Source organism: Micromonospora echinaurantiaca (assembly GCF_900090235.1).
GTDB lineage: Bacteria > Actinomycetota > Actinomycetes > Mycobacteriales > Micromonosporaceae > Micromonospora > Micromonospora echinaurantiaca.
The window spans coordinates 2,509,451-2,523,336 of sequence record NZ_LT607750.1 but is presented as its reverse complement, the minus strand read 5'-3'; the positions used below and the strand labels follow the sequence as shown (position 1 = coordinate 2,523,336).

General features: G+C 76.4%; 14 protein-coding genes. 6 read left to right on the top strand and 8 right to left on the bottom strand.

Going from position 1 to position 13,886, the window contains the following annotated elements:
• Window positions 1-30: 30 nt before the first annotated feature.
• The 3 genes from GA0070609_RS11535 to GA0070609_RS11525 all read right to left on the bottom strand — a co-directional run bounded on the left by GA0070609_RS11535 (window position 31) and on the right by GA0070609_RS11525 (window position 3,407).
• Complete coding sequence (locus tag GA0070609_RS11535) at window positions 31-1,239, bottom strand: erythromycin esterase family protein (RefSeq protein WP_088993809.1); 1,209 nt, start codon at window positions 1,237-1,239, stop codon at window positions 31-33.
• Between the two features lie 90 nt (window positions 1,240-1,329).
• Window positions 1,330-2,913, bottom strand: a complete 1,584-nt coding sequence (locus tag GA0070609_RS34850) for a PH domain-containing protein (RefSeq protein ID WP_088993808.1) — start codon at window positions 2,911-2,913, stop codon at window positions 1,330-1,332.
• A complete protein-coding gene (locus tag GA0070609_RS11525; RefSeq protein ID WP_088993807.1) occupies window positions 2,910-3,407 on the bottom strand; it encodes a PH domain-containing protein in 498 nt (165 codons plus the stop codon). The genes GA0070609_RS34850 and GA0070609_RS11525 overlap by 4 nt, the downstream gene beginning before the upstream one ends.
• 125 nt (window positions 3,408-3,532) lie before the next feature.
• Here GA0070609_RS11525 and GA0070609_RS11520 point away from each other — a divergent pair, with 125 nt between their 5' ends.
• The 3 genes from GA0070609_RS11520 to GA0070609_RS11510 all read left to right on the top strand — a co-directional run bounded on the left by GA0070609_RS11520 (window position 3,533) and on the right by GA0070609_RS11510 (window position 6,109).
• Complete coding sequence (locus GA0070609_RS11520) at window positions 3,533-4,798, top strand: sensor histidine kinase (RefSeq protein ID WP_088993806.1); 1,266 nt, start codon at window positions 3,533-3,535, stop codon at window positions 4,796-4,798.
• Complete coding sequence (locus tag GA0070609_RS11515) at window positions 4,795-5,466, top strand: response regulator (protein WP_231928625.1); 672 nt, start codon at window positions 4,795-4,797, stop codon at window positions 5,464-5,466. The genes GA0070609_RS11520 and GA0070609_RS11515 overlap by 4 nt, the downstream gene beginning before the upstream one ends.
• A 76-nt stretch (window positions 5,467-5,542) precedes the next feature.
• Window positions 5,543-6,109: a maleylpyruvate isomerase N-terminal domain-containing protein gene (locus GA0070609_RS11510; protein ID WP_088993805.1), complete on the top strand. Its 567-nt coding sequence runs from the start codon at window positions 5,543-5,545 to the stop codon at window positions 6,107-6,109.
• 21 nt (window positions 6,110-6,130) lie between these two features.
• Here the strand turns inward: GA0070609_RS11510 and GA0070609_RS11505 are convergent, their stop codons facing one another.
• Together GA0070609_RS11505 and GA0070609_RS11500 are read right to left on the bottom strand one after the other, a co-directional pair.
• Window positions 6,131-6,610: a DnaJ family domain-containing protein gene (locus GA0070609_RS11505; protein WP_088993804.1), complete on the bottom strand. Its 480-nt coding sequence runs from the start codon at window positions 6,608-6,610 to the stop codon at window positions 6,131-6,133.
• 79 nt (window positions 6,611-6,689) lie between these two features.
• Entirely contained in the window at window positions 6,690-7,247 is a 558-nt protein-coding gene (locus tag GA0070609_RS11500) for a GNAT family N-acetyltransferase (protein WP_088997664.1), read from the bottom strand.
• 164 nt (window positions 7,248-7,411) lie between these two features.
• Between GA0070609_RS11500 and GA0070609_RS11495 the strand changes: the two genes are divergently transcribed.
• Window positions 7,412-8,062, top strand: a complete 651-nt coding sequence (locus tag GA0070609_RS11495; protein WP_088997663.1) for a LysE family translocator — start codon at window positions 7,412-7,414, stop codon at window positions 8,060-8,062.
• A 65-nt stretch (window positions 8,063-8,127) separates the two neighbouring features.
• Here GA0070609_RS11495 and GA0070609_RS11490 read toward each other — a convergent pair whose 3' ends face one another.
• Genes GA0070609_RS11490 through GA0070609_RS11480 form a run of 3 tightly spaced genes read right to left on the bottom strand, consistent with a single transcriptional unit; the run spans window position 8,128 to window position 10,994 of the window.
• The gene (locus GA0070609_RS11490; RefSeq protein ID WP_088993803.1) at window positions 8,128-8,952 is read right to left on the bottom strand and encodes an SDR family NAD(P)-dependent oxidoreductase; all 825 of its coding nucleotides are present in this window, start codon (window positions 8,950-8,952) and stop codon (window positions 8,128-8,130) included.
• A complete protein-coding gene (locus tag GA0070609_RS11485) occupies window positions 8,949-10,292 on the bottom strand; it encodes a flavin-containing monooxygenase (RefSeq protein ID WP_088993802.1) in 1,344 nt (447 codons plus the stop codon). The genes GA0070609_RS11490 and GA0070609_RS11485 overlap by 4 nt, the downstream gene beginning before the upstream one ends.
• Window positions 10,293-10,352: 60 nt before the next feature.
• Window positions 10,353-10,994: a TetR/AcrR family transcriptional regulator gene (locus tag GA0070609_RS11480; protein WP_088997662.1), complete on the bottom strand. Its 642-nt coding sequence runs from the start codon at window positions 10,992-10,994 to the stop codon at window positions 10,353-10,355.
• Window positions 10,995-11,072: 78 nt separating this feature from the next.
• Here GA0070609_RS11480 and GA0070609_RS11475 point away from each other — a divergent pair, with 78 nt between their 5' ends.
• Window positions 11,073-12,422 carry an MFS transporter gene (locus GA0070609_RS11475; RefSeq protein WP_088993801.1) on the top strand — a complete coding sequence of 450 codons (1,350 nt, stop codon included), beginning with the start codon at window positions 11,073-11,075 and terminating at the stop codon, window positions 12,420-12,422.
• A gap of 102 nt (window positions 12,423-12,524) precedes the next feature.
• Complete coding sequence (locus GA0070609_RS11470; RefSeq protein WP_088993800.1) at window positions 12,525-13,700, top strand: coiled-coil domain-containing protein; 1,176 nt, start codon at window positions 12,525-12,527, stop codon at window positions 13,698-13,700.
• The last annotated feature ends 186 nt before the right edge of the window (window positions 13,701-13,886 follow it).

Below are 13,886 nucleotides of genomic sequence, written 5' to 3'. Positions count from 1 at the left end.
TATCCGCCGGGTGTGACGGAGGCGGGGAGGTCACACCCGGCTCGGTGGGGCGTCCTTGACGAACACGATCCCGTCGATGCTCGCCAGGTGGGCCGGGTTCAGCGGGGCGTAGCCGAACCAGGGGGAAACGCGGGCAGCGGGCATCGCGTCGGCGACGGTGGCGGCCAGCCTGCGGGCGTCGACGAGGTACCGGTCCTCCGGTAGCGCGTAGAGCAGCCCTTCGACGGTGTCCGGCGGTGGGGTCTGCACGTCGTGGTGACGGATCGTGCCGAGGGCCGTGGCCAGGAAGGCGTACTCCCCGCCCAGGTGGGCGTCGACGATCGCGCCGGCGCTCCACCATTCCTGCGGCCGGCCGCCCATCCGCATGCTGCTCTTGTCCCGCTGGAGATGCCCGTTGTGGGCGTTCACCAGCGCCGGGCCCCGCTCGGCGAGGGCGAGCAGGTTGGCGGCCATCATCGAGTCCCGCACGTACAGCAGCCGCGCCAGGCGGCTTGGTGACGGGTCGGCCATCCAGAAGTGGTAGCGCAGCAGCCCGGTGGCGGTCCGGCCGTAGAGGCGGGCCCGGTCCCACTCGTCCGGGGTGGACGCCGTGATCAGGTGTGGCGTCTGTGCCTCGAGCAGGGCCACCAGGTCGTCGGCGAGCAACCGCAACTGCCTGGCCTCGGGCGTCTGCCCCACCGACCGGGACGGGTCCATCATCGCGGCGGGCTCGGTCCACCGGTCGTCGGCGCCGAGCAGGTGGTCGAGTGTCTCGTCGGTGCAGGGAAGCAGGTCGGCGTCCACCCGGGCGGCGAGGTAGGCGTGCAGCGCGGTGAGGGCCTGCCGAGGGCTCGCCGCGGCGGTGATCTCCAGCGGACCGTCGAACCCGGCGAAGCGCAGCCGCTCGGACGCGGGCCGCCCCTCGTTGTACGCGCGCATCCAGCGCACCAGCTCGCGGTTGGCCGGGAAGGTGCCCCACTCGTGGCTGAAGCCGCGCTCCATGACGTCGTCGAGGGTGCCGCTGCCCGAGGTGACGTAGTCGTCCACGAGCAGGGCCATCAGGCAGTCGATCTCCATCGCGATGGTCCGGTAGCCCTCCTGCTCGACGAGTTGCCGGAAGAGATCGTTGCGCAGGTCGAGCAGCGCGTCCTCGCCGTGGGTGGGCTCGCCCAGGGCGAGCAGCCGCGGCCGGGCCGGGAGAAGCCGCATGACGGTTGCGGCGTCGACGACATGGACGGTGTCCTTGATACCAACACTCATATCCTGAACCGTATCGTTGAACCTTCGTTAGAGACTTTCCGTCGCTGTCAGCCGAGGGGAGCGCCCGAAACCTTCAAAGCCGGGGGCAGCTCAGGCGAGCTGCCGGGGCGACGACGGGTGGTGATCCGGCGGTGCGGTGCCGAACGGGGCGAGCAGGCCGGGCAGCGTCCGCTCGGCCAGGTCGACCGCGTCGCCGGCGGCGAGGTCGACCGCCGCGTACCGGCCATGCCCGGCGGCCGTGGTGGCGATCAGCGTGGCCAGGCCGAGCCGGCGCTGCAGCAGGCTCTGCCGCACCCGCCAGCCGATCACCGCGCCGCCGCGCACCGCCGCCGTGGACCGGCTGACCAGCCCCGACCGGAGCACCAGGTAGCCGCCGACCGTGGCGTGCCCGAGCGCCCGGTACGCCACCAGCGCGGCCCCCGCCAGCAACGGCGCCGACGCCGGCCCGGCCAGCCACGACCGGGGCAGATCGAGGACGGCGCCCAGCCCGGCGAGCGCCCCGGTGAGCACCGCCCCGACCAGCACCGCCCAGCCCAGCCGGCGGCGCAGGGCGGCCCGCGGGTGCCGGGCCAGCGGCGCCGCGAACGGATTCGGGTCCGCGGCCAGCACCGCGGCGGCCACCGAGCGGGCCACCCGGACCGGGCCGCGGGGCAGGACGGTGGTGGCCGGAGTCATGCTCCACATCGTCAGGCCGGTGGAGATGACGTTGGTGTCCGCCGTGCCCATCCAGCGCCACAGCACCGGCTCGGAGATCTCCACGCCGCGCAGCCGGTCGTCGTCCCGGTCGACCTCGCGGGTCTTGAACAACCCCTGGGTGGTACGCAGCACGCTGCCGGCCGCCGTGGTCACCCGGGTCAGCCGGAAGTCCCAGAACTCGGCGACGAACGCCACCGCCATGCCGGCCACCCCGAGCACACCCGCGGCGGCGACGGCGACCAGGACGGACCGGCCGACCCCGAGCGCGCGCCAGTCCAGCAGCCCGGCGACCGCGGCGGCAGCGTCGAACCCGAACGACTCGGCCGTCCAGTACGCGCCCCAGAGCAGGCCGGCCGCCATCACGAACGCCCAGACGTTGACCACGTTGTGCACCAGCCAGGACCAGCGGATGCGGGCGAGGAGCCGGGCGTCGCCGGTGACCGCTCCCCCGCTCCGAACCGACCCGGCCCCGCCGCGGCCCTTCGCGCCAACGGCTTCCGCCGGCGCGGGGTCGCCAGCCGGCGTGTTCGGGTGGCCGCCGAGCAGGTCCCGGCGCAGCCGTTCGGCGGTGCGGACGGAGACCGCGTCCAGCCGCAGCGCCGCCTCCCCTTCGCTGCCGGGCAGCCCGGCGCCGACCGTCACCACCCGCAACCCGGCCAGCCGGTGCCGCAGCAACGCCGTCGCGGTCACGCTGCGGATCCGGTCCCGACGCACCGACCGGTGGGCCCGCACCAGCAGGCCGGTACGCAGCTCGACCCGCTCCCCGGTCACCCGGTACCGGGTCTTCGCCCAGCGGAGCAGGTCGTGCCCGGCCCGGGCGAGGCCGACCACGGCGACCGCGAGCACCGGCCAGAGCGTGGACAGCCGAGCCTCGACCCGGAACACCCCCACCGCCAGGCCGGTCGGTGCGAGCGAGAGCAGGCTGCGGACCACGTCCACCCACACCATCCGCACGTCCAGCCGGTGCCACCCGCTCATGTCGCGTCCCCCGGCGTCTGCCGCACCAACTCGGTGAGCTGTTCAGCGGTCCGCGCGGCCACCTCGGCGTCCAGCCCCACCAGCCGTACCGGGCCGTGCGCGGAGGCAGTCGTCACGGTCACCGTGGCCAGCCCGAACAGCTGCTGCAACGGCCCGCGTACCCGGTCGACGGTCTGGATCCGGGACATCGGGGCGACCCGCCACTCCCGCACGAACCACCCGGAGGACGCGTACACCGCCTGGGTGGTGGTCTCCCACCGGTGCACCGCGTACCGCCAGGAGGGCACCACCGCCGCGTACCCGGCCGCCGCCACCACCGCCACGACCAGCGCCGCACCCGACCACGGCCGGGTCGAGCCGGCCAGCGTGTACGTCGCCGTCAGCGCGGCCAGCACCGGCGCCGCGCCGAGCACCGCGCGCACCGTCCACCACCCGACCGCCCGCCGCTCGACCCGGTGGCGGGGCGGGCGCAGCCGTACCGTCGATCCCGTCATCGGCCCATCGTGCGGGCCGGCGCCGGCCCCAGCACCTGCCGACGGGCCAGATCGGTGGCCGGTCGGCCAGAAATGGTGGCCGATGGACAGCCGCCCGGCCGGCGCCGTCTTTCTACGCTCACCTCATGAGCGCGCCCCGCACCGGCCGTACCTCGCCGCGCTGGCTGCTTCCCGGTGAGCTGGCCGCCCTCGACGCCGCCGGGGCGCCGCAGCGGCGTACGGTCCGGGACTGGGTGGTGGACGCGTCGCTGTTCGCGGCGGCGGCGCTGGTCGGGCTGTCGGTGTGGAGCGAGGACCCGCCCTACTACGCCGAGGCGGTCCCGGCCTGGATGCTCGCCGCCGACCCGTGGGTCGGCGCGGCCGCCTGCCTGGCCCTGTGGTGGCGGCGCCGCTTCCCGATCGCGCTGGCCGTAGCGCTGGTGCCGGCGCTGTACGTGGCCGGCACCGCGGTGGGCGCCACGATGGTGGCGGTGCTGACCGTGGCGGTGCGCCGGGACTGGCTGCCCGCCACCCTGGCCACCGCCGGCTACCTGGTGCCGGCGGTGATCTTCGGGGCGGCGCACCCCGCCCCCGGCACCGGCGTGTTCGCCTCCGTGGCGATCGTCGGCATGATGTACCTGGTGCCGCTCGGTTGGGGCATGGCCACCCGGGCCCGCCGGCAGCTCATCGCCAGCCTGCGCCGCGACGCCGAGCGGGAGCGGCAGGAGCACCGCCGCCGGCTCGCCGACGCCCGGCGTGGCGAGCGCGAACGCATCGCCCGGGAGATGCACGACGTGCTGGCGCACCGGATCTCGCTGCTGTCGGTGCACGCGGGCGGTCTGGCGTACCGCACGGCGCAGGCCGAGGCCGGCGTCGGGCGGCCACTGGACGCCGCCGAGATCGGCCAGGCGGTCGAGGTGATCCGGGACGCGGCCGTGCGGGCGTTGGACGAGCTGGGCGAGGTGCTCGCGGTGCTGCGCACCGACGGCGGCGACGGCCGGGAACGGGTGGCGCCGCAGCCGCGGCTGGCCGACATCCCCCGGCTGGTGGCCGAGGCACGGGCCGCCGGGCAGCGGGTGAGCTTCGAGATGGAGTGCGCCCCGGGCGCCGCCGAGGCGTTGCGCCCGGCCACCCAGCGCACCGTCTACCGCACCGTCCAGGAGGGACTGACCAACGCCCGCAAACACGCGCCGGGCGCCCAGGTAGCGGTCCGGGTGGACGCCGGCCCGGTCACCGGCGTGGTCGCGTCGGTCAGCAATCCCCTGCCGGTCACGCCCACCGGCGACCTGCCCGGCGCGGGTGCGGGGCTGACCGGCCTCGCCGAGCGGGTGGCCCTCGACGGGGGCACCATCGAGCACGGCGTCGCCGACGGGTCGTTCCGGCTGACCACCCGGCTATCCTGGCCGACGTGACAGCGGACCGGATCCGTGTCCTGCTCGTCGACGACGACGCGCTGGTGCGTACCGGGCTGCGCCTGATGCTCGGCGGCGCACCGGACCTGGACGTGGTCGGTGAGGCCGCGGACGGCGCGGACGTCGCCGACGCGGTGGCCCGGCTGCGGCCGGACGTGGTGCTGATGGACGTCCGCATGCCGGTGCTGGACGGGATCGCGGCGACCCGGAACCTCGGTGCCCGCGGCGGGCACCGGCCCGCGGTCATCGTGCTGACCACCTTCGACGCCGACGCCACCGTGCTGGAGGCGCTGCGGGCCGGCGCGGCCGGGTTCCTGGTCAAGCACACGCCGCCGGAGCGGATCGTCGACGCCGTGCACCGGGCCGCCGCCGGGGAGCCGGTGCTCTCGCCCACGGTGGCGCGCGCGCTGATCGACCGGGTCGCCGGCGGTGCCGACCCGGTCGACGAACGGCGGCGCCGCGCCCGGGACCGGTTCGCCCTGCTCACCGAACGCGAGCGGCAGGTGGCGCGGGCGGTGGCGGAGGGTCTGTCCAACGCCGACATCGCCGGCCGGCTGTTCCTGTCGGTGGGCAGCGTGAAGGCACACCTCTCCAGCGCGTTGACCCGGCTGGACATGACCAACCGGATCCAGTTGGCGCTGCTGGCCCACGACGCGGGCGACGACTGAGGGGCTCCAGCCGTACGGCTGAGGAGCTTTCCCGGTTGTGCCGGGCGGTCACCGCTGGCACCGTCGGGGGATGCCGATGACCGGGGCCGACGTGCAGCGCGCGGTGGCCGTGATGACCGCCGTCCTGGCTCCGTACGACGAGCGGGACTGGCGGGTGCCGGCCGGCGACCTGACGTGGAGTTGCTGGACCACGGCCGCGCACGTGGCGCACGACCTGCTGGCCTACGCTGGCCAGGTGGCGGGCCGGCCGGAGACCGGCTACCTGCCGTTCGACCTCGTCGTGGCGCCCACCGCCCCGCCCCGGGAGGTGCTGCGGGTGGTCACCGCGTGCGGGGGCCTGCTGCGCGCCGCGGTCGACGCCGCCGCGCCGCAGAGCCGGGCCTGGCACTACGGGCCGTGCGACCCGCCGGGGTTCGCGGCCATGGGCGTGGCCGAGACGCTGCTGCACACCTACGACATCACCGGCGGGCTGGGGGTGCCGTGGCAGCCGCCGGACGACCTCAGCGCCGCGGTGGTCGGTCGGCTGTTCCCGGACGCCCCGGACGGGCCCCCGGCGGCGGTGCTGCTCTGGCTCACCGGCCGGGGTGAACTGCCGGGACGGCCCCGGCGGACGTCCTGGACCTGGCGGGCCGCGCTGGACTGATCTCCACCCACCCGGGCGGGGCTACGCGGCCCGGCGGCGCCAGGGCAGCCACCAACCGCGGCGGGTGCGCCGGGCGGTGGCCGGTTCGGAGGCCGGCGCGGCGGGCGTGGTGGCGGCCGGTCGGTGCTCCGCACGCCAGCGGCGGACCACGTCGTCGGCGTTCACCGGGCGGATCACCACCCGCGGCCCCTCCGGGTAGCGCAGCCAGGCGATGATTTCGGCGTTCAGGTCGGCCACGTACGCCCGCACCGCCTCCTCGGTCGGCAGGTCCCGCACCTCGTCGGGCACCTGTTCGACCTTGCGGCGCAGTTGCAGCGGGGTGGGCAGCAGCAGGTCGCTGGGGAGCGCCTCCCGCTCCAGGAAGCTCTTGATCCACCAGGACTCGTCGTAGGGCAGGTTGCGGCCGGGGATCGGTTTGCCCATGCCGGGCAGGTTGTCGAACTCGCCCCGCTCCTGGGCGGATCGGATCTGTGCCTCGACGCTCGCTTCCCAGCCGTTCACCCGCCACCTCCCGCAGCCCACCGTATCGCGGTCGTCGGAGGGCGCAGCGTATCGGGCGGAGCCGGCATTCCCGGCACTGTCAGGCCGGTGACCCGGCCCACCGGGCGTGCCGGTGCCCGTCGCGCGGGAACGGCGGCCGGGCCGGCAGCACCTCCTGGAACCGGTAGCCGGTCTTCTCCGCCACCCGGCACGACGCCGGGTTGTCCACCTGGTGCAGCAGGTCCAGCCGGGTCAGACCGGCGGCGGCGAACCGGTCGAACGCCCACCGGGTCACCGCCTCCAGGGCGCGCGGGGCGATCCCCCGCCCCCGGGCCGCGGCGGCCGTCCAGTAGCCGACCTCGGCGTGCTCCCGCCCCGGCGCGAGCCGCTTGACCACCACGTTGGCCACCAGCCGGTCGCCGTCGGGCAGCGGCTCCAGCACCGCGAAGGTGCACCGGTGGCCGCTGTCCCAGCCCTCCCGGACGTCGGCGAGCCACCGGCGCGCCTCGGCGTGGCTGGACACCGGGACCGTCGTCCATTGGCGCAGCACCGGGTCCCGGTAGACGTCGACCAGCGCGTCGGCGTCCTCGGCCCGCCAGGGGCGCAGGACGAGTTCGGGTGCGGCCGGAGACGCCGGCGCGTGGAGCGTGATCGTCACCGGCCCAGTCTGCCCACCGGCACCCGTGCCGGCCGGCCCGGGGCACCCGCCGGTCGCCCGGTTCCGCACCCGGTGACCCGGTTCAAGCCACCGGATCCCAGGTGGCACTCGGCCGACCGGTCCCTCGGACATAGGGTCGATCCGGGCGAACGGGGGGTGTGGTGATGGTCGGTACGGGCGCGGTGGTGGGTATCGGGCTGGTCGCGCTGGGGCTGGTCCTCACGCCCGGGCCGAACATGGTGTACCTGGTGTCCCGTTCGGTGACCCAGGGCCGCCGGGCCGGGTTGATCTCGCTGCTCGGCGTCGCCGCCGGCTTCGCGGTCTACCTCGCCGCCGCGGTGGCCGGCCTGGCCACCATCTTCGTCCTGGTGCCGGCGCTGTACACGGCGGTGAAGCTGGCCGGCGCGGCGTACCTGTTCTGGCTGGCCTGGCGCACGCTGCGCCCCGGTGGGCGGTCGCCGTTCAACCCGGCGCCGCTGCCGCCGGACCGGCCCCGGCGGCTGTTCACCATGGGGCTGGTCACCAACCTGCTCAACCCGAAGATCGCGATCCTCTACGTGTCGCTGCTGCCGCAGTTCGTCGACCCGCAGCGGGGGCACGTCGCGGCACAGAGCCTGCTGCTCGGCCTGACCCAGATCACCGTCGCGCTGACCGTCAACGCGCTGATCGTGCTCGGCGCCGGCACGCTCGCCGGGTTCTTCGCCCGCCGGCCGCTGTGGCTGCGAATCCAGCGCTGGGTGATGGGCACCGTGCTGGGCGGCCTGGCGGTACGCATCGCCGCCGACCGGTCCCGGGCCGCCGTAGCCACGCCCTGACCCGGGTCGCCGCCGACCGGTCCCGGGCCACGGTCGCCACGTCCCGAGCCGACCGGCCGGTGGGGTCAGCGGGCGGTGTCGTGGTGCCGGCGGACCATGCCGGCGGCCAGCGGCGCGGCGTCCAGGTCGCCGGCCGCGATCCGGGCGGCCACGGTTCGGCGTACGAGCCGGTCGGCCAGGCCGGGCGCGTGCCGGGCGAGCGCCAGTTCCAGCCGTCCCCGGCGGGTGGTGGCCACGTCCCGGGGGGCCCGGCGGGCGGTGGCGGCGCGCTGGATGGCCCGGACCACCCCCTGCACCGGCTCCGGGCGGGACACGCCCCGCAGCGACAGCCCGGCCTCGGCGGTGCTGTCGTGGATCGGCGAGGCCACCATGCTCGGGTAGACGACGCTGACCCCGACGTGGGTGCCGACCTCGTGGCGCAGCGCGTCGGCGTACGCGACCAGGGCGCGTTTGCTGACCCCGTAGGCGGCGGCCAGCGGCAGCGGCAGCACGGCCATCCGGCTGGCCACGAAGATCACCCGGCCGCGCGCGGCGACCAGGTCGGGCAGCGCCGCCGCGGTGGTCCGCCAGGCGGCCAGCAGGTTCACCTCGAGCTGCTGGCGCACCACCGCGTCGGGTGGCAGCTCGGCCGGGGCCGGCCCGCCGACGCCGGCGTTGTTGACCAGCAGGTCCAGCCCGCCGAGCCGGTCGACGGCGGCGCGTACCGCCGGCGGCACGGCCGCCGGGTCGGTCAGGTCGCAGCGCAGCACCGGGACGTCGCCGTCCGGCGAGCCGTGCAGGTCGAGCCCGACGACCCGGGCGCCGGCGGCGGTCAGCGCGGCGCCGAGGTGCCGCCCGAAGGTGCCGTCCGCCCCGGTGACCAGCACCCGCCGGCCGGCCAGCCGGCTCACGGCCGGGCTCCCGGGCGCGCCGCCGCGGCGGTCGAGCGGGCTCGGCGTGCGCCAGCGGCCAGTTCCCGGCCCAGCTCGGCAAGGTACGCGTCGAAGTCCACCCGCATCGCCGGCCGGCGCTGGCCCCACCGGGCGGTCGCCGCCCGCAACTCGGCCCGGCTGGCGGCCCGTTGGGTCTGCGGGTCGGGCAGCGCGTACCGGCCGGCGAGGTGCCCGGCGACGAGTCGGGCCTGCGCCTCGACCAGCGGGAACGCCGCCCCGGTGGACTGCATCAGGCCGACGAAGAGCAGACCGGGCGCGTCGGGGTGGAACACGTGCCGGTACAGCGGCAGGGTCTCCGCGCCGTCGCCGAGCAGCGCCGGGTCGAGGAACGGGATCTCCACCCGGTAGCCGGTGCACCAGACGACGAGGTCGATCTCGTCGCTGCGGCCGTCGGTGAACTCCACCCGGTCGCCGTCGAAGCGGGCGATGCCGGGGCGGGCCTCGATGTCGCCGTGGGTCAGCCGGGACAGCAGCCCGTCGGAGAGGGTGGGGTGGTCCTGCAGGAAGCCGTGGGTCGGGGCGGGCAGGCCGTACCGGGTGGGCGGGCCGACGGTGGCGGTGAGGGTCAGCTGGCTGATCCGTTGCCGCAGCCGCCACGGCAGCCGCCGGGCCAGCGCCCCGTTGAGGGTGTCCGACGGGCGGCCGAGCAGGTACTTCGGCACCACCCAGACGCCCCGGCGCAGCGACAGCAGGGTGCGGGCGGCCGCGTACGAGGCGTCGACGGCGATGTCCATCGCCGAGTTGCCGCCCCCGACGACCAGCACGCGGCGGCCGGCGAGCTGCTCCGGCCCCCGGTAGTCGTGGCTGTGCCACTGCTCGGCGGTGCAGGTGCCGGGGTAGCCGGGGCTGGGCGGCTTGGGCACCCGGTTGTGGCCGTTGGCGACCACCACCGCCTCGACGGTGACGGCGACCGGCCCGTCCGGCCCGGTGGCGTGCACCGTCCAGGTGCCGCCCGGGTCCGGCACGACGCGCTCGACGGTGTGCCGCAGCCGGACGGAGTCGAGCAGCCCGAACCGGTGCGCGTAGTCGGCGAGGTATCCGGCGATGCGGGTGTGGTCGGGGTAGTCCGGCCAGTCCTCGGGCATCGGGTGGTCGGCGAACTCGGTGCGCCGCCGGCTGGTGTTCAGGTGCAGGGTGCGGTACGCGGGCGACCCGGGCGCACCGTACACCCAGAGGCCGCCGACCTGGTCGGCGGCCTCGAAGCAGACCGCCGGCACGCCGACGTCGGCGAGGGCCTTGAGGCTCGCCAGTCCGGCCGCCCCGGCGCCGATCACCGCCACCCTCGGCTGCCCGCCCATTCCCGCCTCCCGACGTTAATCCAACGACTGATGGATAATGGCCGGGTCGGGGTTCCCCCGTCAAGAGCCGGCCGGGCCGTACAGGCCGTCCAGGAACCGGTGCACGAACATCCGGAACTCCCGCCGCTCCCGGGCCCCGGACGAGGCCGCCGCCAGGGCCACCACGTGCCCGTGCACCGCCCAGACCAGGCTGCGCACGGTGATGTGGGGGGTCGGCTCGACCAGCGTGCCGGCCGCCGCGGCGGCGGTGAGCAGCTCGGCCACCAGCCGGTACAGCGGCGCGGCGTACCGCTCGTCGAGCTCGGCGTGCCGGTGCGGCTCCAGCCAGCGGCGCAGCCACAGCGCGGTGGTCTCCGGCCGGTCCTCGAGGAAGTCGACGAAGACGTCGACCAGGTCGTGCAGGGCCCGCCGGGCCGCCTCCGGGCCGGCCGGCAACGCGCTACGGGCCCGCTCGGCCGCCGCCTCCAGCACCTGACGCTCGGCGGCGAAGACCCGGGCGAAACAGGCGTCGTAGAGCTGCGCCTTGGTGCCCGTGTGGTGGGAGACGGTGGCCACGTCGACGCCGGCGGCCGCCGCCACGTCGCGCAGCCCGACGGCGTCGAACCCCCGCTCGGCGAAGAGCCGGGTGGCCACGGTGAGCACCAGCTCGCGGGTCGGTCGGGTCTCCTCCCGCCGGGGCCGGCCCGGGCGGCGTCGGGGCATGGTCATGGCCGCCATTCTGCCCCTACAATCCAGCATCCGTTGGATTGGCGCGGGCGTGGGCCCGGACAGGAGGCGGCGATGACCGGGCTCGACCACCAGCCGGCCACCGGCGAGGGGACCACGCTGCCGCGCGGGCCGCTGGCCGGCTTCGCCACCGGCTCGCTCGGCATGGGCGTCTGGGTGACCGTCCCCGGCCTGCTGCTGCTCTACTTCCTGACCGACGTGCTGGCCGTGGCGCCCTGGCTGGCCGGCCTGGCGCTGCTGCTGCCGAAGGTCGCCGACGTCCTGCTGCATCCGTGGATCGGGCACCGCTGCGACGTCGAACAGGCCCGCCGCGGTGACCGGCGCCGGCTGCTGCTGATCGGCTGCGCGCTGCCGGCCGCGTTCGCCGCGCTCTTCGCGGTGCCCGGCGGGCTGACCGGCGCACCGGCCGCCGCCTGGGTGGCGGTCGCCTTCGTCGCCGGCAACCTGCTCTTCGCCGCGTACCAGGTGCCCTACCTGGCCACCCCCGCCGACCTGCGGATCGGCTACCACGAGCGCACCCGGCTGATGGCCTTCCGGATGGTCGTGCTCACCCTCGGCATCCTGGTGTCCGGGCTGCTGGCGCCCCTGCTGGCCGGCGGCGACGCGGCCACCCGCGACGGCTACCAGCGGATGGGTCTGCTGCTCGCGGTCGGCATGCTCGCCGCCATGCTGGTCGGGGTGGCCGGCATCGGCCGGCTGCGCCGGGTCGCCGCGGCGTCGGCACCGGCGCACGAGGGCGGCTGGCGGGCGCTGGGCGCGGCGCTGCGGGACCGGCAGTTCCGCTGGCTGGTCGCCGCGTACCTGGCCATGTCCACCACCACCCACCTGGTCCTCGCCGGCGTGCCCTACTACGCCGAGTACGAGCTGGGGCGGGCCGGGCTGACCACCGTGCTGGTGGCCGCGTTCGTGGCGCCGGCGCTGCTGGTCACCCCGGCCTGGCTGGCGGTGGCCCGCCGGGTCGGCAAGCAGCGGGCGCTGCTGGCCGCGCAGGGCGCGTTCGCCGCCGGCTCGCTGGTGCTCGCGGTGGGTCGCCCGGCCGGGCTGCCGCTGCTGGTCGGCGCGGTGGCGGTGCTGGGGATCGCGTTCGCCGGCATGCAGTTGCTGCCGTTCTCCATGGTCCCGGACGTGATCCGGGCCGGCACCGGGGTGGGCGCGGGCACCTACACGGGTGTCTGGACGGCCACCGAGGCCACCGGCGCGGCGCTCGGCCCGTACCTCTACGCCCTGTGCCTGGCCGGCGGCGGCTTCGTCGCGTCCGTGGCCGGCGAGACGGTCGTCCAGCCGGACTCCGCGCTGGCCGCCGTCCGCTACGGCTTCGGCCTGCTGCCCGCCGCGGCGATGCTCGCCGCCATGCTGCTGCAGCGCCGCTACACCCTGGACCGCACCGCCCGCGCCGGAAACTGAGCCGCCCACGGCGAGATCCAAGCGGCGACGCCGGGAGCCGAGCGGCCGACGGCACGGCCGGCGCGGGGCCGCCGGTCGGCGCGGCACTAGACTTCGCCCTCGATGGACGCCCAGCCCACCCCCGTCGAGACCCGTCCCTGCGCGCACTGTGGACGCCCGGTGCCCCAGCGCGCCGGCGCGGGCCGGCCGTTCCGCTACTGCCGGGACAACGACGGCGCCTGCCAGCGGGCCTCCCGCAACAACCGGATGCGGCACCGCAACGCCCCCGGCCTGCCCGGGCAGGTGGCCCGCACCTGGGAGGCGGTGGACCGGCTCGACCAGATCGTGCAGACGCTCAGCGAGGCGCTGCACGCCGAGCTGTCCCCGGTCGGGGTGGAACGCCAACTGGCCGAGGCGCGCGCCGAGGCAGCCGCCCAGGTCGCCGCCGCGCACGCCGAACGCGACGAGGCCCGCCGCGAGGCCGACCAGTCCACCGCCGCGGCCGGGCAGGCCCGCGAGGAGGCGCGGGCGGCCCTGGCCGACCGGGACGCCGCTCGCCAGCGCGCCGAGCAGGCCGTCGCCCGGGCCGGCCGGGACGCCGACCGGGCGGAGCAGGCCGAGGCGGCCCGGGACGAGGCCCGCCGGGTGGCCAGCGCGGCCGAGGCGCTGCGGGTGCAGGCCGAGCGGGACCGCGACGCGGCCCGCACCGAGCTGCGTACCGTGCGCGCGGAACGGGACGCCGAGCGGCGCCGGGTCACCGACCTGACCGCCGAACGCGACACCGCCCGCGCCGACGCCGACCGGGCCACCCGGGCCGCCACCGAGGCCGCCGAACGCGCCGAGCGGTGGCAGGCCGAGGTCACCGACGTGCGCCGCCAGATCGAACAGGCCCGTACCGACACCGCGCGGGCGCGGGCCGGCGCCGCCGACGCGGTACGGGCCCACGAACGGGCCGACCGCGCCCGGGAACGCGCCGAGGCAGCCGCCCGCGAGGCCGACGCCGCGCGGCAGGAGGCGGTCGACACCGCCGGGCGGCTGCGCGCGGAGCTGGCGGCCGCCGCCGCCCAGCGGGACGCCCTCACCACCGAACTGGCCGCCGCCCGCCAGGCCAGCGCCGCTGCCGAACACCGGCTCGCCGAGCTGGCGGTACGGCTGCGCGCCGCCGAGGCCGACCGCGACGCCGGCCAGCAGCGGGTCGCCCAACTCGCCGGCCAGGTCACCGACCTGGCGGCCGCGCTGGCCCGGCTCTCCGGCCCGGCCGTCCCCGCCGAACCGGCCGCCGACGCCGCCACCCGCTGACGCGCCAGCACCCGCTGTCAGGCCCAGGACACTCCCCGTTCATCAACCGTCCATTCAGGTATTTACCCTGAGCGATCCTCCATGCACTCCTGGCGATTCTCTGGAGGCATCCCGGCGCGGCCCGCCCATAGCATCGGCGCTGACCGATGCGGGATCCGGCGTGTCGGGGGGATTCCGCGGGGGGAA